The sequence below is a fragment of the Mycoplasma tauri genome (assembly GCF_016925555.1).
In the GTDB taxonomy this organism is placed as follows: Bacteria; Bacillota_I; Bacilli_A; order Mycoplasmatales; family Metamycoplasmataceae; genus Mycoplasmopsis; species Mycoplasmopsis tauri.
Map to the genome: position 1 here is coordinate 647812 of NZ_CP070479.1, position 20732 is coordinate 668543.

Annotated in this window: 19 protein-coding genes and 1 tRNA gene; 6 read left to right on the top strand and 14 right to left on the bottom strand. The window is 28.8% G+C overall.

All coding sequences use genetic code 4. The features are described 5' to 3' along the window. Positions 1–218: 218 nt before the first annotated feature. Together rplL and rplJ are read right to left on the bottom strand one after the other, a co-directional pair. The gene (gene rplL / locus JS510_RS02760) at positions 219–590 is read right to left on the bottom strand and encodes a 50S ribosomal protein L7/L12 (protein WP_205517234.1); all 372 of its coding nucleotides are present in this window, start codon (positions 588–590) and stop codon (positions 219–221) included. Between the two features lie 31 nt (positions 591–621). After that, positions 622–1125, bottom strand: coding sequence for a 50S ribosomal protein L10 (rplJ, locus tag JS510_RS02765; RefSeq protein WP_332873705.1), 504 nt, complete (start codon positions 1123–1125; stop codon positions 622–624). 265 nt (positions 1126–1390) lie between these two features. Here rplJ and JS510_RS02770 point away from each other — a divergent pair, with 265 nt between their 5' ends. The 3 genes from JS510_RS02770 (at position 1391) to JS510_RS02780 (ending at position 3779) form a co-directional block, all read left to right on the top strand. Beyond that, complete coding sequence (locus JS510_RS02770; RefSeq protein ID WP_205517235.1) at positions 1391–2107, top strand: leucine-rich repeat domain-containing protein; 717 nt, start codon at positions 1391–1393, stop codon at positions 2105–2107. A gap of 157 nt (positions 2108–2264) precedes the next feature. Then, a complete protein-coding gene (locus JS510_RS02775; RefSeq protein WP_205517236.1) occupies positions 2265–3626 on the top strand; it encodes a M17 family metallopeptidase in 1362 nt (453 codons plus the stop codon). A gap of 79 nt (positions 3627–3705) precedes the next feature. Next, positions 3706–3779 (top strand) — tRNA-Gly (locus JS510_RS02780). Positions 3780–3912: 133 nt separating this feature from the next. Here JS510_RS02780 and JS510_RS02785 read toward each other — a convergent pair. Continuing rightward, complete coding sequence (locus JS510_RS02785; protein ID WP_205517237.1) at positions 3913–5100, bottom strand: phosphoglycerate kinase; 1188 nt, start codon at positions 5098–5100, stop codon at positions 3913–3915. A 335-nt stretch (positions 5101–5435) separates the two neighbouring features. On the opposite strand from JS510_RS02785, the gene JS510_RS02790 reads away from it, so the two are divergent. Then, positions 5436–8393 (top strand): lysylphosphatidylglycerol synthase domain-containing protein, encoded by a 2958-nt coding sequence (locus JS510_RS02790; RefSeq protein WP_205517238.1) that lies wholly within the window; start codon positions 5436–5438, stop codon positions 8391–8393. 49 nt (positions 8394–8442) lie between these two features. On the opposite strand, the gene ptsP is transcribed toward JS510_RS02790, so the two are convergent. Continuing rightward, positions 8443–10149 carry a phosphoenolpyruvate--protein phosphotransferase gene (gene ptsP, locus JS510_RS02795; protein WP_205517239.1) on the bottom strand — a complete coding sequence of 569 codons (1707 nt, stop codon included), beginning with the start codon at positions 10147–10149 and terminating at the stop codon, positions 8443–8445. A 48-nt stretch (positions 10150–10197) separates the two neighbouring features. On the opposite strand from ptsP, the gene JS510_RS02800 reads away from it, so the two are divergent. After that, complete coding sequence (locus tag JS510_RS02800; RefSeq protein ID WP_205517240.1) at positions 10198–11076, top strand: MurR/RpiR family transcriptional regulator; 879 nt, start codon at positions 10198–10200, stop codon at positions 11074–11076. 8 nt (positions 11077–11084) lie between these two features. Here the strand turns inward: JS510_RS02800 and JS510_RS02805 are convergent, their stop codons facing one another. From JS510_RS02805 to JS510_RS02840, 8 genes are all read right to left on the bottom strand, one after another. After that, positions 11085–11576: an MPN499 family protein gene (locus JS510_RS02805; protein ID WP_205517241.1), complete on the bottom strand. Its 492-nt coding sequence runs from the start codon at positions 11574–11576 to the stop codon at positions 11085–11087. Positions 11577–11581: 5 nt separating this feature from the next. After that, positions 11582–12313, bottom strand: coding sequence for an L-ribulose-5-phosphate 4-epimerase (locus JS510_RS02810; protein WP_205517242.1), 732 nt, complete (start codon positions 12311–12313; stop codon positions 11582–11584). Between the two features lies 1 nt (position 12314). Continuing rightward, the gene (locus JS510_RS02815; RefSeq protein WP_205517243.1) at positions 12315–13199 is read right to left on the bottom strand and encodes an L-ribulose-5-phosphate 3-epimerase; all 885 of its coding nucleotides are present in this window, start codon (positions 13197–13199) and stop codon (positions 12315–12317) included. Then, the gene (locus JS510_RS02820) at positions 13174–13827 is read right to left on the bottom strand and encodes a 3-keto-L-gulonate-6-phosphate decarboxylase UlaD (protein ID WP_205517244.1); all 654 of its coding nucleotides are present in this window, start codon (positions 13825–13827) and stop codon (positions 13174–13176) included. The genes JS510_RS02815 and JS510_RS02820 overlap by 26 nt, the downstream gene beginning before the upstream one ends. Before the next feature lie 40 nt (positions 13828–13867). Further along, positions 13868–14353 (bottom strand): PTS sugar transporter subunit IIA, encoded by a 486-nt coding sequence (locus JS510_RS02825; RefSeq protein WP_205517245.1) that lies wholly within the window; start codon positions 14351–14353, stop codon positions 13868–13870. Next, the gene (locus JS510_RS02830; protein ID WP_205517246.1) at positions 14353–14637 is read right to left on the bottom strand and encodes a PTS sugar transporter subunit IIB; all 285 of its coding nucleotides are present in this window, start codon (positions 14635–14637) and stop codon (positions 14353–14355) included. Before JS510_RS02830 ends, JS510_RS02825 begins: the two co-directional genes overlap by 1 nt. A gap of 94 nt (positions 14638–14731) precedes the next feature. Next, positions 14732–16498, bottom strand: coding sequence for a PTS ascorbate transporter subunit IIC (locus JS510_RS02835; protein WP_205517247.1), 1767 nt, complete (start codon positions 16496–16498; stop codon positions 14732–14734). A 47-nt stretch (positions 16499–16545) separates the two neighbouring features. Then, the gene (locus JS510_RS02840; protein WP_205517248.1) at positions 16546–17607 is read right to left on the bottom strand and encodes a phospho-furanose lactonase; all 1062 of its coding nucleotides are present in this window, start codon (positions 17605–17607) and stop codon (positions 16546–16548) included. A gap of 369 nt (positions 17608–17976) precedes the next feature. Between JS510_RS02840 and JS510_RS02845 the strand changes: the two genes are divergently transcribed. Continuing rightward, positions 17977–18831, top strand: coding sequence for an HAD family hydrolase (locus JS510_RS02845; RefSeq protein ID WP_205517249.1), 855 nt, complete (start codon positions 17977–17979; stop codon positions 18829–18831). 76 nt (positions 18832–18907) lie between these two features. On the opposite strand, the gene JS510_RS02850 is transcribed toward JS510_RS02845, so the two are convergent. Continuing rightward, positions 18908–19672, bottom strand: coding sequence for a PQ-loop repeat-containing protein (locus JS510_RS02850; protein WP_205517250.1), 765 nt, complete (start codon positions 19670–19672; stop codon positions 18908–18910). Between the two features lie 218 nt (positions 19673–19890). After that, the gene (locus tag JS510_RS02855; RefSeq protein WP_205517251.1) at positions 19891–20604 is read right to left on the bottom strand and encodes a nitroreductase family protein; all 714 of its coding nucleotides are present in this window, start codon (positions 20602–20604) and stop codon (positions 19891–19893) included. Positions 20605–20732: the final 128 nt, after the last annotated feature.

A 20732-nucleotide genomic window follows, 5' to 3' on the forward strand; every position in this document is an offset into this window, starting at 1 on the left:
GCACGCGTACAAAAAAACAATACTTATACTAAGTACTAAATTAATATATTAATTTTAACATACAAATTTTAATTTAAAATTATTTTTTCTAACTAAATTTAAGCCTCAAATCATCAATAAAAATTGCTTAAAAAACCTGTTTTATAGTGGTTTTAAAAAAATAAAATAATCTGCTTATGCAGACTATTTTAAATTAAATTTTTTAATTTTTTGAGAAATTATTTTAATTCAACATCAGCGCCAGCTTCAACAAGTTTTGCTTTTAAAGCTTCTGCTTCAGCTGCAGGAATGTTTTCTTTAAGAGTAGCAGGAAGAGCTGAAACTAATTTGTTTGCATCCATAAGCGCAAGATTAAGAGCTTCTTTAACAGCTTTAACAATAGCAAGTTTTTTGCCGTTGTCGCCTTTAAGGATAACTGTAAAAGTTGATTTAGCTTCTTCAGCAGGAGCTGCAGCTGCACCAGCAGCAGCAACAACAGCTGTAGGGTCGATGCCAAATTCTTCTTTCATTGCATCAACTAATTCCATAACTTCTTTAATAGACATTTCTTTAAGTGATTCGATGAATGCTTCTTTTGTAATTTTTGCCATGATTAGTCCTTTCTAAGATTTGATAAGTAAATTATTGACTTTCTTTTTCGCTAAAAAGTTTTAGAGAAAGAGAGAGTTGTTGTAATGGTGACATAAGTGAACGAGCAAGAATTGTAAGAGCTTCTTCATAGTTTGGTAATGAAGCAACTTCAGCAACAGTTTTTGTATCGATAACTTGGTTTTCAAAAATACCAGCTTTAGGTAGTAATAATTTATTTGTTTTAGCAAAATTTACTAATACTTTAGCAGCAGCATTGTCTTCAAGATTACTAAAAGCAAAAAGGTTTGGGCCAACAAGATATTCGTCAAGGTCATAGCCAACTTCTCTAGCAGCTAATTTAAATAATCTGTTTTTGTAAACTTTTATTTCGATTCCAGCTTTTTTAGCTTCAACACGAAGATTCTTAAGTTCTGCAACAGTCAAACCACGGTATTCAGCAATGATTAAACCTTTAGATGATTGAATTTTTTCACTAATTTCTCTAACAGTTTCAATCTTAGCTAATCTATTTTTTGAAGGTTTGATTGATTCCATATAATCCCCCCTTTCATTAATTAAATAACACAATACCAAGACATTATTAAAGAGAAATCTAAATAGATACACTCGGTAACAAATTAAGCATGAGCAGTTACTGTCTATATGTATTGCTTTTTAATTTTATATCTTAATTAAGTTTTTCAAAGCAAAAAATCTATTATTTTTAGATAATCATATTCAAACAAAAATGTGTATAATAAGCTAATTAATTATTTAAAAATTTTTTTAATTTTTAGAAGCTATTGCTTGGGAGTACAAAATGCATAAAAAAAATAAATTATTCTCAATTTTATCTGTTGGTTCATTGGCTATGCCCCTTATAGTAATGAGTTGTGGAAGCAAATCAGAACCAGCATTAAAAGATGACACTGGAAATTTTTTTATAAAAATAAACAGTAATAATGAAGTTACTATAACAGGTACTAAACGTGTAATTTTTGAAAATAACGATAAATTAGGCTCAAAATCTAACATAGAAATTCCATCAAAATTAAAATATAAGGAAAATGATTATGATGTTGTTGCAATTGAAAATGAAGCTTTTTTGAAATATAATGCATTAGAAAGTATAACAATTCCTTCTTCAGTAAAATTTATTGGCGAACGTGCATTTGAAGGGTGTGAAAACTTAAAAACAGTCATTTTTGCTGATAATTCAAACTTAATAAGAATTAAGAATGCTGCTTTTCAAAATTGCAAGAATTTAGAAACAATAATATTGCCTAAAAATATTAGAACTATTGACGAGTATGCTTTTGCAGAAATAAATAATGATAAGTTTAAAGTTGTAATAATTAATGAAGCTTCTAAAGATTTTAAAATACATTTTGGCAGAGACTCATTCAAAAATTCAAACAATAAGTTCACTTTAACTTTTGAAAAATTAAGTGTTAATAATCTTGAAAAAGAATTAAATGAATTTTCAAAATTTATTGGAGTTAATGATTCACAAAGAATTATATTTAACAAAAAATAACAGGTTCGCCTGTTTTTTATTACTAAAATAGCTATTTTTATAATTCAGAATTAAAATTAAATTTAAATATTTAAAAAATGAGAGATGTACTTAAACAATATATAATTAAAAATATTTATATTTAAATAAAATTTACAAAAAATAGAGGAGGAAATTTATGTCTAATTATTATCAAATTGAAAGAGATGACAAAATATTATTAAAAGCTCAATATGAAGATTCACCAAAAAGCCATATTTATACAAATATAAGTAAAAAATCCGGGGCAATAACAGAGTTTTTATCTGATAATGAAGCTTATATTTTTTTAGATAAAAAAGTTAAAAATTATTATCATTTGGTGGATATTATTGACAAAAAAATTTTAACCTCTGAAAGGGAATATCAAATTGATATAGAATCATTTGTCAGAGAAGAAATAACATTAGAAGAAGTAACGAAAGCTTTTTACTCAAGAATAATTTTTCATAATGCAACTTTATTTAATATAAAGAAAGAAAACAAACCAAAAAATAATTACACATTTTTATTTAAAGACAAGTCATTAGAAAAATATGCTAACAAATTGGAAATTATAGGTGAAAATAGAAATTTATGTAGAAACTATCAAGTCATGCCCGAAAACTACTGTAATTCAGTCGAATTAGCAAATTTTGTTAAAAAAGATTTTGCCAATTTGCCTGATGTTAAAATTACTATTCTAGATAAAAATAAAATTAAAGAATTAGGCATGAATTTAATTCTTGCTGTTAATAGAGGATCAACTCATGAACCAAGAGTTGTGATCATAGAATATAATGGCGATCCTACTTCAAATGAAAAAACAACTTTTGTTGGTAAAGGCATAACTTTTGACACTGGTGGAGTTAATACAAAAGGTTATCATATGGAAGGAATGAAATATGATATGAGTGGCTCTGTTATAGTTGCTTATGTCCTAAAATCATTAGCTGAATTAAAGGTTAAGAAAAATGTTGCTGCCATTATGTGCATAACCGATAATCGTCTAGATGGTGATGCTGTTTTGCCTCAAAACGTTTACAAATCTATGTCTGGAATTTCAGTAGAAATAACAGATACTGATGCAGAAGGTAGATTAGTTCTAGCTGATGGACTTTATTATGGCGCAACTGTGCTAAAATCAACCACTTTAATTGATATGGCTACACTAACAGGTTCTGTTGTTAGAGCACTTGGCAAAACATACTCAGGAATTTGAGCAACAAATGATGAGAAGTGAACAAGATTCAAAAATGCTGCCATTAGAGCAAAAGAAAAAGTTTGAAGATTGCCTTTTCATGAAGACTTTCATGAACCAAACCAAGCAAGCATTACTGCAGACTTAAATAACTACAATGAAAAAGAACTTTCTGATTCAAATACAGCAGCCATGTTTTTAAAAGAATTCACAAACAATGTTGATTATATACATTGCGACATAGCAGGTACAGCTGACATTGATAATAAGCCTATGGGAGTTTTAGTTGAAACACTTGTTGAGTTTGTTATAAATGATTAATACTAAAGTGCAGTTAGTTGCTGCATTTTTTTATAAAAAATTTTTGTATATTTTAATTTTAGTATAAAATAATAGGTATGCAAATGTAGTTCAATGGTAGAACACAAGCTTGCCATGCTTGATACGGGGGTTCAATTCCCCTCATTTGCTCCATATATCCACAAAGGATTCTATAAGTAGCTTATTAAAAGCTACTTTTTGTTTCAAAATAAATTGCTGAGTCTAAAAAGTTTTTATTTAATAAAAAATAAGCACAACCTTAATTTGTGCTTATTTATTTTCTATTTTATTTGTCTTGAATTGCTGCTACACCAGGTAGTTCATGACCTTGGAGAAACTCAAGAGATGCGCCACCACCAGTAGAAACGTGTGAAAAGTGTTTTTCCATACCTAATTTTTGAACAGCAGCAACAGAATCACCACCTCCAACAACTGAGTAGCATGATGGACCTAACTTAGCAATAGCTTGTGCTATTTCTAATGTTCCTTTACTAAAATGATTAAATTCAGCAACACCCATTGGCCCGTTTCAAATAACAGTTTTGGCGTCAACAAGTGATTCTTTAAATAAATTAATTGATTTAGGACCTATATCCATGCCCATTAAATCATCTGGAATATTAAGATCGCAAATAACTGGCTCTACATCTGCAAATTCCTTTGTACATGCATTATCAAGTGGAAGAATAACTTTGTTACCGTATTTAGCTAAGAAATCTTTTGCAAATTCAATTAAATCATTTTCAAGTAATGAAGTACCTACAGAATAACCTAAAGCTTTTTTGAATGTATATGACATTCCACCACCTATAATCATTTTATCAACAGCAGTTATTAAGTTTTCTAGAACTTTAATTTTGTCACTAACTTTTGCGCCACCAACAATGGCTACAAATGGATGAGCTGGGTTAGTAATAGCTTTTGATAATGATTCAACTTCTTGTTGCATTAAGTAACCAAGAGCTGATTCTTTAATGTAAGTTGAAATACCAACATTGGATGCATGAGCTCTATGTGCTGTTCCAAAAGCATCATTAATAAATACATCTCCAAGAGAAGCTCAATATTTAGCTAATTCAGGGTTGTTTTTACTTTCAGCTTTTCCGTTTAAGTCTTCAAAACGGGTATTTTGAACTAAAATAATATGGCCTGGCTTCATATTACTAATAGCATTTTCTAATTCTTTTCCTCTTGTAGAATCTACAAATAAAACAGGTTTTTCAAGTAATCTAGATAATTCAATTGACACAGGGAATAAATCATTTTTAACTATATCGCCTTGTTCCTTAATTCTGCCCAAATGAGAAAATAGGATTAATTTTCCTCCATCATTAATAACTTTCTTAATTGTTGGTAAAGCGGCAATAATTCTCTTATTTGAAGTGATAATGCCATTTTTAATAGGAACATTAAAGTCTACTCTCATTAAAACTTTTTTGTTCTTAAGTTCAATATCATTAATTGTTTTTTTCATGTTGACCTTCCGCAGTTTTTAAATATTTTTAATTATATAAAAATTATTGTTCTAATTACAGATAAATATTTTTATTAGGTCTATCTAAAAAGAATCATATAGATGAACATAATAAAATGAGTGTTGCTGCCTTCTGTACACAAACAATTTGGATTTCAATAGTATTTTTGATGTTTATTTTATAAAGTGGCAAGCACAAAAAATAAAATAACTAGTAATACAATAAAATATTTTGGTTTTAATAGAGCTTGTTAGTTTCTAATAATATTAACATTTAATTTTATTTAATATAATTATTAATAATTAACATTTGTTTTCTAACATGGGGGTTTTATATGTCTAATCGTTCCTTTTTTAATAAGCCTGACCAGGATAAATTTTTAAATAGTGAATATACAAATGAACTATCTAATTTTAGAATTGAAAGTTCAGAAGAAAAAATAGATACATCATTTTTTAACTCCATTAGAAACATAAATAATAGAATTATTTCAGATATTGGTGATGGAGCAAACTCACTAAATGATTTAACAATTGTGGCTATAGCAAAAGCTTTTTGTAAAATTGATGATCCTTACAAAAAAGAAGAGAAAAAAATTTTTCTTATTTCTGATAGCAAAATGAAGTCACAAATGTTTTTAAATATTTTTGCTCGTGTTTTAACTGAAAACAACTATAAAATATTCTCAATTGATGAATCTTATCATGCACCCTTGAATATTCAAAAATATGCTTCAATTAGAAATAAATGTGAAATTATTGTTACTTTTCAATCTTGCAATGGCGATGACAAAAAAATGCAAATTTTATTTAATAACAAAAATGGTTCGCCATTTGATGATGAAAAAATGCAAAAAATAATGTCTGAAATGTCTAGAACTAACCTTCTTGAAATTAATTTACCAGAACTTCCCGCAAAAATTAATTATGATCTTTCTCATTTAAACTACATAAATGAAATTGTAGAACATTACAAAGACAACAAATATTTGGGAGAAAAATTCATAAAATTTGGTATAGATTTTTCAGATGCATCAAGCTATGATTTTTTTACTAGCGGATTTGATAAATTAAAACTTAATTACTTTTCTAAAAAAAGAAATAAAGATTCTAATTACTACCATGTAGATAATCAAAAATATCTCATGCCAATTTACTGAAAAGGCTTATTTAAAGGTTCAAAAGCAAATTTTGTTATTAATCAACAATGCACAGGAATTAATTTATGCATCAAACACAAATCTGTTTTTAAATTTTTTAAATCTGATGAATTAGCAGCCATTTATTTACATTTTTTAATAAACGAAGATTTAAAATTGACTAAAGAGGAATTAAGCCGTTTTATTATTGCTAAAAATAGTTACGTTGGTTCTTTGACAAAAAAAATAGCTGAAATTAATGGAATTCAAACTTATGACTTTATAAATAAGTCAACTATTCATGATATAGTTAAAAAAACTAACAAAAAACTTCTTTTTGCATTCACAGCCAGCAACGAATTTTTATCGCATAATTCAATAAATAAAAACTTTGATGGTTATCAATTCTTATTTGAAATTTTAAGAATGATCAATTACTATAAGGTTGAAAAGAATAAAGATTTATTTGACATCTTAAAAGAAATATATCAAACTTATGGACAACATCAATTATGTGTTAAGTCTTATGAAATGAATTTTGACAGCGCTAAAAGATTTATACAAAGAATAAAACAAGTTGAAAAAATAAGTGATAAATATAAAATTGTTAGATTTCAAGAGTTGTCAAATATTGATAATTTATATAATGTTTACCAACTTTCATTTCAAAATAAAGAATCAACGTATATTAAATATAATCAGGCGTTAAATTCTATCCAAATATATTGTGAAACACTAGAAAACAAAAAAGAAGATAATAGAGAATTAACAATGGTTGTTCGTAATCATGAGATAGTAAATGGACTTGTTGATCTAAAAGAAGATAATCAGGAAAGCAAAGTTTCCAAAAAATCAATTATTAAATTTAGTTTTTATTTTGCTATTTTTGCTGCCATAATTTTATTTTTGTTTTATACAGTTTACAAAATTGATGATGGCAATAATGATGGGCCAATAGCTGTTATGTCAGCAATTATAAAAAAACTTTATGTCAGGTTTGATGCCCCTGGTAACTCTAGACATGTAAATGATGGATATCTTGCAAGAGCTGCTTTTGCTTTTATGTGTTTATCATTTCTAGCAGTAGCAATTATTCAAGCATGAGTATTCAAAAAATTAATCAAATTACAAGGTGGAAAAGTAAAATGACGAGATGTTTTTACTGGTTCTGCAATAGGGTTGATTATTCAAACTCTTACTCCAAAATCAATTGGAGGGGACTTAGCAACATATTGATACCTTAGAAGAAGAGATGTATCAAGACCTATAATGATGTCTTCTATTGTAGTTAACACATTTATATGACAAATAACAAATATTATTTCTACAATCATCTTTGTTCCCATGGGTGTTGCTGCATATAAGAATTTCTTTAGTGGAGATAATCCTATAGTAGCTTTCTTTATTATTATGTTAATTCTAGGGCTAATATTCGACACAGGGCTAGCTATTATATTGCTGGTAATGACAGTAAGTATTAAGGTTCAAAATTTTTTAATTAAAATTATTGTTTTAATGGCTGAATGACTACCATTTATAAAATCTTATGATCCTTTTGCTATTAAGGCTAAATTTAAATATGAAATGTTTAACATTAGACAATGTATGAAAAAGACATTTAAAAATCCATGGCATTTTATTGAAATGGTAATTATAAAAATGATACCACTGTTAATTTCACCTACTGCACTGCAAGCCAAATCGCTTGATATTGTTAAACCGGATATTCAATATGGATATTATATAAACATGACAGTTCAAAGCACTCTTACTCGTGTTGCAAATGCAATTTCATTAACTCCCGGTGGCACAGGAACTAGTGATTTCTTATATAAATCTATAGTTCTTGATTCAATACAAAGTACAGCCTACGATGGCAAGAATCAATATTCTAATGCTGGTATAATAACAGCAATGTCAACATTAGGCACAGTTATAATTGCTTCATTGGTTTCTGCTATATTACTTATGTTGGTTTATATTGGTGAACGTAGAGTTGACTACTATAAAAAGAAAACAAAAAATCTCAAATTATTAATGAACAATAATTTAAATAAAAAAATAAAAACAACTACAAAATATTACAAAATTTCATTCTCACTTTTTTACCTAGCAATAATTGTATTAACACCAATTTTTATTTTTGTAGGCTAAAAATAGATAATAATAAAAAATGGGCTCGAACCCATTTTTATTTTCTTTATTATTTAACATATTTTGAAACAAGCTTAATAACATCAGCTTCTGAATCGGATTCAATAGCTTCACGAGCAATTTGTTCCATTTCTTTTTTAGATAAAGAATTAATAAGTTTTCTTGTACGCAAAACGCTACCTGCACCAACTGAAAACTCATCAAGTCCAAGTCCAAGAAGGATTGGGGCAGCCATTGGTTCACCAGCCATTTCTCCACACATACCAGCTCATTTTCCATGTTTGTGAGCACCATCAATAATCATTTTTATTAATCTTAAAATTGATGGATTTAAAGGTTGGTAAAGATATGCGATTGATTCGTTCATTCTATCAGCAGCCATAGAATATTGAATTAAATCATTTGTGCCAATTGAAACAAAATCAGCATATTTACAAAATTGATCAGATAGAACAGCAGCTGCAGGAGTTTCCATCATCAAACCAACTTGAATTTCATTTGATTTAGCAATATTTTTATTTACTTTTGCAACTTCTTCATAAGCTTCTAAGTAAATATCTTTAGCAGCTTGAAACTCTGGAACATTTGTAATCATTGGGAACATTATTGCAACTTTTCCAAACTCGCTAGCACGGATAATAGCTCTCAATTGTGTTTTAAAAATTTCTTTGTGTTGTGGATCTAAACATAAACGAATTGCTCTATAACCTAAAAATGGATTCATTTCTTCTGGGAATTTATAATATTGCAATGTTTTATCACCACCAATGTCAAGTGTTCTAATAACAACCTGTTTGCCTTTCATAGCTTCAGCAACAGCTTTATAAGCTTCGAATTGCTCATCTTCTGTTGGTCAGTGATCATTGTCCATATACAAGAATTCTGTTCTAAATAATCCAACTACTTCAGCATCATTTTCAAGAACGGCATCTATATCTTTTACTCCGCCAATATTAGCTCCAATTTCAACATGATGGCCATCTGTTGTAACAGTTTCTTTCCCTTTTAAACTTTGAATCATTTTTAAATATTCATTATATTCTTCAAGAAGTTTAGAATATTTATCTAATTCTTCCTTATTTGGGTTAATAACCAATGTACCAGTTGTTCCGTTTAAGGCTATAATATCCCCATTTTCGCAATTTTCAAGAGCATTATTTGCGCCAACAACACTTGGTATATTCATGCTTCTTGCCATAATGGCTGTATGTGAAGTTGTGCCACCAATATTAGTTACAAAACCTTTAACATATTTTTTGTCTAATTGTACAGTTTGAGAAGGAGTTAGATCTTTAGCTACAATAATAACTTCATCCCTAATAGCACTTAAATTAGGTTCTTGTATACCGTTGAAAAAATATAAGAATTTATTCAAAATATCCCTAATATCAGCAGCTCTTTCTTTCATGTATGCATCATCCATTTGATCGAAAATTGCAGCCATATTACTAAAATATTCATTTGTTGCAAAAATAGCTGATTGTCCACTTTTAATGGCATTTATAATATCTTCTGCAGCAGCAGGATCTTGTGCTATTTGTAAATGGGCACCAAAAATTTCTTTTTGTTCTTGAGTCTTTGCTATTTCAATTGTATTTTTAATATCCTTTGTAATTTTTTCAATTGCCTTTTGAAATAAATCAATTTCAGCAACTTCTCCATTTGATTTGTTAGGAATTTCAATTGGTAATTCTTCAATTTTAAAAACTTTAGCAATGGCAATCCCTTTTGAAGCACCTATCCCTTTTATTTGCATTTTTTTACCTCTTTAAATTTAAAATTTTAATTTATTATAATTATTAATATGACATACTCAAATAAAACTAATGTAAAACGCCCTATTTTATCTGAAAACACTTACTTAACTAAAAGCGAGAAAAATATTTTAAAATTTATAAATAGCTTTGAAAAAAACGAATTTGACTTATCTATAGTTGAATTAGCAAAAATTTCAAAAACATCTGAATCTTCAGTAAGCCGTTTTGTAAAAAAATATGGTTACAAAGACTATCGCTCTTTTATAGCTGCAATAAATATTAAATTATCAAACTTTACAAAAATGTACCCTATAGAATATGATGAAAACAATAATCTAAATCCGTTTACCGTTATTCACTCTTCATATAAGTTTGCAATTGATAATATTAGCACTGAAAATGTAATATATAAATGCAAAAAAGCTTCTAAATTAATTAATAATTCAAATAAAATATTTATTTATGGTTCTGGTTCAAGCCAGAGAATAAGCGCGGACTTGGCCGCTAATTTAATAAAACTTGGTATGTCAGTGGTTTCAAATCCAGATTTTCATATATTTTTCCCTTGTTTGGCTAATGGTAACCATAATGATCTCTTAATTGTTTTTTCTAACAATTTAAAATCAAACGAATCTCATTTCGTTATTAAAAATGCAAATAAGAATAACATAAAGGTTATAGCCATTACTTCAGCACAAGAGAATGAAAACAAGAACAATAATCTAAATGTCAATCTCATGATAAATTATGAAAAAATTCATAATGATTCATTACTTGTCCCTGTTAGTTCAAAGGTCTCTCAAATGCTTATTGGAAATATGCTTTTTGAGGCTTTAATATACAATAATCCGGAAAATTACAATAAACTACAAAAAACTTCTGAGCTTATTGATGAGTGAGCTCAAATTGACAAAAATCACAGCTAATTAAATTTCTAAGATGATTCATTATTTGTTTCATCTTTTTTTACCTTTTTTATTTCAAATTCTTTTTTTCGGTAAATAAATTCTAATTTTTCGCCTTCTTCTAAATTATAATCTTTTAACTCTTCTTTAAACGTATAGGTGGGAATACAAAATATCAAACCTTTTTTAATATATTCTAATGAAAGATCATCTAAAACAACGACTATAGAATCTAAAATATTAAATTCAAGACTATTACCATTAGATAATAAAGTGCTTGTATTTACAGAAATACCTGTTTTAAGGGCTTTTTGAACAGAATTAAATGTTTTGAAAAGAGGATCTTTATTAAGATCAATTATCCCACCTGGATAATGATGTAAATCACAATGAATAATTAAATCCTCTATATTTTTGAAAGGGCGAGCAGCTCATAATCTTCTAGAAAATGTCCAAATTGATGGTTGATATCAATATGCGCCACTTACAAAATTAACTCTATGTGTTTTTAATTTTTTCATTTTAATTATTTTTGACCATAGTAAGCATTCTTACCATGTTTTCTATTGTAGTGTTTTTCAACCAAAGCTTCTTGTGCAACTGGAGCAGTATTATTTGAAATTATCAAAGTTTTTATTGCCATCTTAGCAACTTCTTCTAGTGTTAAAGCTAAATCAACAGCAGCTTTTGGAGATTTAAATGATCAAACAAATGGACCGTGTTCTTTAACAAGAGTAGCGCTTGTTGCTTTTCAATCCAAATTTCTTTGTTTAAAAGTTTCAATGATTACTAAACCTGTGTTGTGCTCATATTCACCATTAATTTCCTCTGGGGTGAGTGCTCTGGCACATGGAACTGGGCCATAAAAATTATCGGCATGGGTTGTACCAAAACAAGGTATGTCTTTTCCAGATTGAGCAAAAGCAACAGCATTTGGGCTATGTGTATGAACAATACCTCAAATACCTGGGTTTTCTTTATATAACAATGTATGTGTTGGTGTGTCACTTGATGGTTTATATTTTGAATCATAAACATTGTTTTCCATATCAGTTATAACCATATCTTCAGGTTTTAGTGTTGAATAGTCAACACCTGATGGCTTAATAACCATATATTTTCTATCTTTTGTTATACCTGAAACATTACCTCAAGTGTGAATAACAAGATTATATTTAACTAGAAGCATATTTGCATCATAAACTTCCTGTTTAAGTACTTTTATTTCTTCTTCATATTTCTTATCAATTTGACTCATTTTAATTATCACCCCCCACCATTGATCACTGTTCATTATAAAACTCATGTGCATCAGCTATATATTTAATTGCTTCATCTAAAGTTTCATCTAAATTATTTAAAGATCACATTTCAATCATAATTGGTTGATTTAGTTTTAATTTTTTTAAAATATTTAACATATATGGAAAATCTACAGTACCTGTACCAAAAGGTGTATCACGAAACTTTCCTGGAACGGTATCCTTAAAGTGAAAGGCAACCAAATGATTTTTAGCCACTTCAAATTCATTGAATAAGTCTGTTTTATCAGCTCATTGGTAAATATTACCAAGATCAGGATAAATTTGTAAATAAGGACTATTAACCATATTAATGTATGTTAAAGCTCTAGAATTTGTTCCCATAAATCTTGTATCCATTATTTCAAAAGCAAGTGTTACAGAATACTTTGAGGCTAATTTAACAGCTTCTTTTATTCCTTCAATGAAATACGATCTTGTTTCTTCATCACCTTGTTCATAATACACATCATATCCTGCTAACTGAACTGTTCTAATACCAAGTTTTTTAGCAAGTATAATCGCTTTATGCATAATTTCCATGGCTTTGGCTCTTGTATCTGGATTTTTTGATCCAAAAGGATACTTTCTATGTCCACTTAAAGTCATAGAATTAAAGTTAAATTGATGTTTAACTAAAAGTAATTGAACTTCTTTGATTTGTTCATCATCTCAGTCCAATCTAGAAAGTCTTTCACTGCTTTCATCAACTGAAAATTCCATAAAATCATAGCCCGCAGCTTTAGCTATTTTAATTTTGTCTTCTAGTGAAAACTTATTGTTGATAGCTTTTTCATAAATACCAACAAGTCTATTTTTAACTTCAGTATTTTTCAAATTCATCCTTAAATGCTTTTGCAGCTGCTTCTGGATTTTCAGCATCACGAAGTGAACGACCAGCTATGAAAATAAATACAGGAATATCTTTAAACAATTTAATATCTTCAAGAGCAACACCGCCTGTAATGGTTACTTTAAAGCCTTTTTCAGCTAATTTAGCAACAGAATCAATATCTCTTTGGCCTCATTTAACACCTGAAGCTTGGCTATCTCTTGAACGGTGTCAAACAACTTGAGGAACACCTGCAGCAGATCATGCGTCAACTTGTTCTCATGTAAAGTTTGAAGTTAATTCAATTTGAACTTCTTTATCTTCACCATATTGTTTAGCAACATTCATTGTTTCAATAATAGTAGGAACTTCAGCAGCACAAATACATGTTGTATAATCTGCTCCGTTTTCAAAGAACATCTTGCCAAATACTTTACCAGCATCAGCAATTTTTCCATCTGCTACTATTATTTTTGTAGGGAAAGCTTCTCTAAGAGCTTTAATAGCTTTCTTTCCTTCTGATGAAATTAAAATTGTTCCAACTTCAATAATATCAATATATTTTTCAACTTTTCTAGCGCTAGCTATTGCTTCTTCAATAGTTAAATTATCTAGTGCTATTTGGAGCATTGGTTTCATATTCTACCTCTTATTTATAGTTTTTTTGATATTTGATTGACTACATCATAAATTTAGTGTAATCAACACTTTTGATGATTTCAATAACTTCTTCTTTGCTTTTTGCAGCAGCAATTCTATCAACATTACTTGGGTCTTCAAAAACAGCAATAATTTGTGGAATTGCAACTGCTGTATGAGTTTCACCATCTTTTGCCGCAAGACCCATAACAATTTTAACTTCTCTAGGGTCATCACCAAATTTAATTGGTTTTTTCAATGTAACAAGAGAAAAACCATTTGAGAATACACAATCTTCAGTTGCTGAAGCATGAGGCATTGCAAGACCGTCGGTTAAAATGTAATATGGACCATGTGCTTCTGTTGATTTAATAATTGCATCATAGTAGCCATAAGTAATAACACCTTTATTTACTAATGGTTCACAAGCTTTATGAATGGCATCTTTATAATCTTGTGCATCATAACCCACAATAATTGAATCATTAACAATAAGGTTATCTAATAAATTTAATTTTTCAGCCATTATTTAATGCCTTTTGCTACAGCATCTTGAAATGCGCTTTTAATTTCATTAATATCCATGATGTTTTTAAGACCATATACAGCGGCTTTTGAATTTGCAACTTCAGAAACAAAGTTTTGAGTACATAAAATTACATCAAAATTGTTAGCAACTGATTTACCCATACCAAGACCAAGGGCTTCAACTGATCCTTCAATACCAAGTTCTCTAAGAGCTTGTTGTGTCTTTAATTTAATAATCATACTTGTTCCCATACCAGAACCACATAAACATAATACTTTCATATTAATCTCCTTATAAATAAGTATCATTGGGGAAAAAATCCCTCATTATATAAGAATAAAGGAACAAAGTTCCTTTATTTAAGATAAGAATTAATTAAGCAATTTGAGCTTCTTGTATTAATTTAGGTTTAATTCCCATTGCTTTTTGAAGGAATGTAGGTTTTGTTTGTCTTGCAGAGTCAATAATTTGAGCAAGAATAAGCATACCTATAATGTAAAGTGGTAACACTACATAAGCTGCATAAGCATGACCACCACCAATAAGCATTACTAAACCTCAAATCATTGTTCAGTCAAACATACCGTTGTAACCTGTAGCAAATGGAGTAGCACTTACAGCAGCAGCTTTAACACCAAAGCTATTAAACATTGCTAAACCAAGAGCAATTGAAATAATTTCTAAGAAACCAAATATTGCTGGGACTATAACTGCGGCTTTAAAACCACCAGATGCATTTGCAAATACACCAATAGAACCAGAGTTAAAGAATAATGTAATAAACAATGGAATTACAATAGGAATTTTAAATGAATCACCTGGAATTTGTGAAAGTCCAATAACCACAGCTACACCGATAAATTGAGCAATAGTACCTGAAACGAAACCGAATGTTACAGCATTAGGTGAAAAACCATATGTAGCAGCAACGTCAACAGCAACAACAGCACCAGGAATTAATTTTTCACTAATACCTTGGAATGATTGTTGAAGTTCTGAAACGAACATTCTAACACCTGTTTGAATAACAATAATTGCAGCAACTAATTGAAGTGAACCAAGAATAATGTTAATTACTCAGTACACTGCACCACCACCAACTGTTCATGATTTATATGTACTATTAACTTTTCCAGTAGCTAAATCAGCAAATCTAACTGTTGCATCAAGACCAGGAGCAAATTGAATAATCATGATAAGAACAACAAACACAAATAAAATTAATAATGATTGTGTAAAGATATTGTCTTCAAAAATCTTCAATTTATTTGGCATTTTTCTATTTTCTGCTGAATCTTCAGCTTTACCAAAGTATCTTCCAATTTCATATGCAATAGCAACACCAAACATTTGTTGATGACCAACTGCAAAACCTGCGCCTTGTGTAACAACGTCTGATCCTTTAATTGTACTTGTTGAAGCTACACCTCAGTAAATACCAAGTAATATACCAGAGAATAGAATTGTACCAATTTGTGCACCAACTGATACAGCACCTGATGCATCTCTCATGCCTGCACCTTGTGAAAATAACAAGATTAACACAACAGGAACTACAACAGCAGCTTGTTGGAACATAACGTGACCTGTAATCATTAATGAACGCACGTTTGTATATTTTCTTAATGCAATAAGAGCTATGTTAATAAATAGACCAATAATCAATGCATAAGAGATTCATGATGAGAAACCAGCACCAACTGAATCAAGGAATGCACCTGAAGATGTATGACCTAAATATGTATCTAGAGGAGTAACAGCTACACCGCTAAATTTACTAAATGCAGCAAAGACTGGTTTAGCAAGTCCTATAAGAGCACCTGAACCGATTTGCATCAATACAACACCAATCATAGCCTTTAATGTACCAATAAATGATGTAACAAATCCTCTACCAAGGATTATGTATCCTAAGAACACTAATAAACCAATTAGGATCGCATTAACTCCTAAAAAGTTATTAAGAACGATTTCTTTAATGAAGAAAAGTGAACCAGCTTTAGTTTGTTCAGCATTAACTCCTCCTTTATATCAGTGGTATCCTAATGTTGCAAAAAAGATACCAATAATAATAAGGAGTGTCACCATCGCAGCAATAAACACTTTTCAATTAAAAGGTCTTTTTGTAGATGTTTCTGACATTTTTTCCTTTAATTTTTATAAATATTTTTTTACCAACAGCACTAAAATTAAGCAACTTTAAGGTCTTTTTTAAGTTGTTTTAGTTCTGCTGATACTTTTGATTCATCATATTTTCTAGGTTCGTCAAAAGCAAGAATTTCACGAGGGTTATTAATTAAAATATCTTCAATAGCTTCTTCTGACACGCCAACTTGTTTAAGTAATGGAATGAATCTTTCAAATAGATAAGCGAAACCAAATGTTTCTTTGCCTTTTGTTTGGCCATAATTCTTTTGGTAAAGAATTCTACCTGCATCAAGGCTTAATGTAATGTGTTTTTGTAAACCTTTATCAACTAAATATTTAATATTTTCAGCTAATGTTGAATCTGGGTAGTATTTTACACGGTCTGGACCGTCAAAACAAAGTGTTACGCCAGTATCTTTAATAACTTTTTCATAGTAATATTTGTCTGGGTTTTTATTTAAGTGAGAAATTTGAATTTTTCTTGGGTTTGCACCAAAGTCAATTAAATGTTTAGCAACTTCAAGTGCCATTGTTCCTAATTGTGTATGAACTAAAATAGGACAACCTGTTTCAATACTTGTTCTAGCAGCAACTTCAAGTGCTTTAAGTTCTAATCTGTCAATAGCAGCATAACCTGTACCAGCTTTAATGATACCTGCCTTAGCTTTTGAACGTTTTACAAATGGACCGTTGTAATTGTACTCGTCCATACCTTCTTCAACTTCAGCAACCATCATCTTAACAATTTCATCTGTTGGAACACATGCCAATCATGATGAATATTTGTCATAAAATGCAGCTTTATGGAATCCTGTTGACATAATGATGTTTGCCTTACCAGCAAATGCATTAGCAATTTCCATCATTCTATATACATCTCTACCAACATTAGGTGGATCCATTGTTACAATAGTTTTTCCGCCGTGGTTAACGTATTCTTGTAATTCTTTTTTAGCAGCTTCAACATCGATCATTAAGAAATCAACGTGTTCATGCATCTCAGGACCACCATTTTTAATTAAGTGGTCGTGGCAGTCAGTAATTCCAATTGAGCTAGCTGGAACATCCCCAAGGACTGTCCTGACAAATTTTTCTTTTGCCATATTCCCCCTATATTCATATTTAATTTAAGCTTGTATAATGGGATAAAAATAAACCATTATAGTAATATTTTACTTTAATTAAAAGGCCGAAAAATTAAATTATGAAAATTATTTTCAAATTTTATGGCTTTTTTGTTTAAATATTTTTTAGTCAAAACTTATATAATATATAAAGGTATTGTAATTATGAAAATTATTTTCAAAAAATCTTAAAATATTTGATAAAAATAAATGAAAAAAATTTCTTTTTATAAAAAAGTTTTTTGCTATTTTTCATTTTTTTATTCTCCATAACATTTAATGCCTTTGTATGTTTCTAAATAAGTGTTTATAATTTATAATTATTTTGCTAAATGAAAGGGGCTTTTCATGAAAGTTAAACTAAATCAAATCAAATATTTATTTTTTGACATGGATGGAACTCTCTTAAATAAAGAGAAAAAAATTAATGAATCAGTTGTACAAAAAATTAAAGAATTATCAAAAAATCATAAAGTTATTATTAACACAGGACGCTCATGATATTTATGTCAAAGATTTCATCAACAATTGGGGCTTGACACTCCAATTTTAGGTTTGAATGGTGCACTTTTGTATGATTGAAAGAAAAAGGAAGTTTTTTATTCTAAACCTATAAGCTTAGAAATAAGTCAAAAAATTTTATCAATAGTTTTACAATACAACATAAATCTTTATATGTATTTTGATAAAAAAATGATAGGAATTCAAAAATTTAAGCAAGAGTGATTTGAAAAAGTTATCTATCCAAATGTTTATCCCTTAAATGAACTAAGCGCAGATTATACAGAATATAATAATCCACCTGTTGATATGAAATTAGATGAGCCTGTTATTAAATTTTTACTTTTAATAGATCCATTAAGTAAGGAAGAACTCCAAGAATTAAAATCTAAAATTCAAGCTCTATCAGATGATATTTATGCTATTTCATCTCAAAAAGGTTGCTTAGATATTATGCCAAAAGGATGCGATAAGGGAACGGCAATAAATTCTTTAAAAAATAAATATTTAAATGGTGAAAATATATACGAAAACTCAATTATGTTTGGTGATGCAGATAATGATATTCCTGCTTTTAGGCAAGTTGCCTACTCTGTTGCCCTTAAATCTCATTCAGAAGAGACTGAAAAGGCTGCAAAATTTGTCGTTTCATCATCAAATGAAGATGGTGTTATTGAGTTTTTTGATAAATATACAGAATAAAAAAAATTCAAGACTCAACTTGGATTTTTTATTTATTTTTTTAAAAAACACATATATGAAAGATAAATTTATATATTTAATTGTGATTTATTTTTTTCTTTTGTCATCAGTTTAGTATTAATAAATATACCTGTGATAAATAAATTGATAAAGACACAAATTGCCAAACCATTGTTGTTATTAATCCAGAAGTGAATTCTCTATTATTGATACCTAAATTAAATCTATATATTATTCATGTTACATTAATAGAAAGTATTGTAAATAACATACCCTTTGACATACCCATAAATCTTTTTTGTTCAAGAGATTTGATTACTGATGGGAAAAAGGCAAATGTTGTAAACATTGGAAATACTACAACACAAACGGCATGAAGCTGCGGCCACATTTTCAATGCTTCCCCTTTAGAATTCTTCCCAACCAATCCATATATTGCTAATGCACTTGCTGCAACAACAATTAAACTAGAAACTAATGCTGCTATTCATGCTTTTTTTCTCTTTTGCTCATTTCGCGCATACCTATAAGTAAAATAAATTGTGAAAATGAATAAGCATAATGACAACATATTCGCTATTGCAGAAGCAGCCATTTTAACAGGCGCAACATCCCATGAACCGATTAGCATTCATCCTATTGATCCAGTAAATACTATTCAAAATGAATAAAAATTAACTCCTTCTCCAGTGTCTTTATTTTTTAGTAAATATATAAGTTGAGGCAACCCAACTATAACTGTCAAAATAATAGAAATTGTGGCAAATGTTCAAGCTATTCATCCTGAAATAGGATAATTAACATCTAATGTATAAATTCCAAAGATCTGTTCTAATGTCATAAATTTTGCGGTCCTTTTTATCTTTAAAGTCTAAATTTTATTTATTTTTTTAAATTAAAACAAAAATAAATCTTCAAGTTAGTGATATTACTATGTTAACAAATTTTAATTCTTAAGCAATAAATTTGTTTCTAAAAAAATAAGTTAGACAGAAGAATCTAAACTTATTTTTAAATAAAAATTATTTTCTCATTAAGCTGTTTTATAGGCTTATTAGATTATAATAATTGAAGAATTTTTTTAATAATTTCATCAATCTTTGAATTGTCATCATTTATATATTTATTAACTTCTTTAATATAATCAAAGTCATATTTTTGTTCAAAATAATATTGAGAGAGAGTTTTATTATATGGAGTTATAGATGAATTTACTGATTCTATATCATACTTATTTTTAAATACTCGCTGAATTTTAGGTTTAACACGTCCAAATGAATTTTCGGGATAGCCAATTGCAAGTCCTATTATTGGCAATGCCTTGCCTTTAATATTCAAAATTTGTCTAATTTCTTCAATATATTGTCTAACTCCGCCAATATAGCAGGTCCCAAGATTATTATTTATTGCTGCATCTTGTGCCATTGCAGACTGAATAAAAGCATCACCAAAAGCAGTTATTGCTAAATTTAATGAGTTATTTTTGTCCTTATTGTTTTCTATTTCATTAACAATTTTTATCCTATTGTAATCTGCTAAAAATACTATAAACAAAGAAGAATCGGCAACATGCTTCTGATGAAGCAATTTACCTAATTGTTCTAACAACTTAATATCTTCTACAACTATTGCACTAGATACAAAATAATTATTACTTGCTGGTGCATTGTTTATTGCAGCTAATATATCTTGTTTTTCTTTAGCATCAATAACTTTGTTTTTAATAAAATTTCTAATAGATTTTCTGTTTTTAACCTTATCAATGAAATTCATAAAACTCCTTGTTGTATTTTTTGTTATTTATATTTCAAAATATATCAATAAATATAAACAAATTTTATACTATTTTAAGTTTTAACATTTTTGTAATCCATTATAATTTTTTAAATAACGAAAGGAAT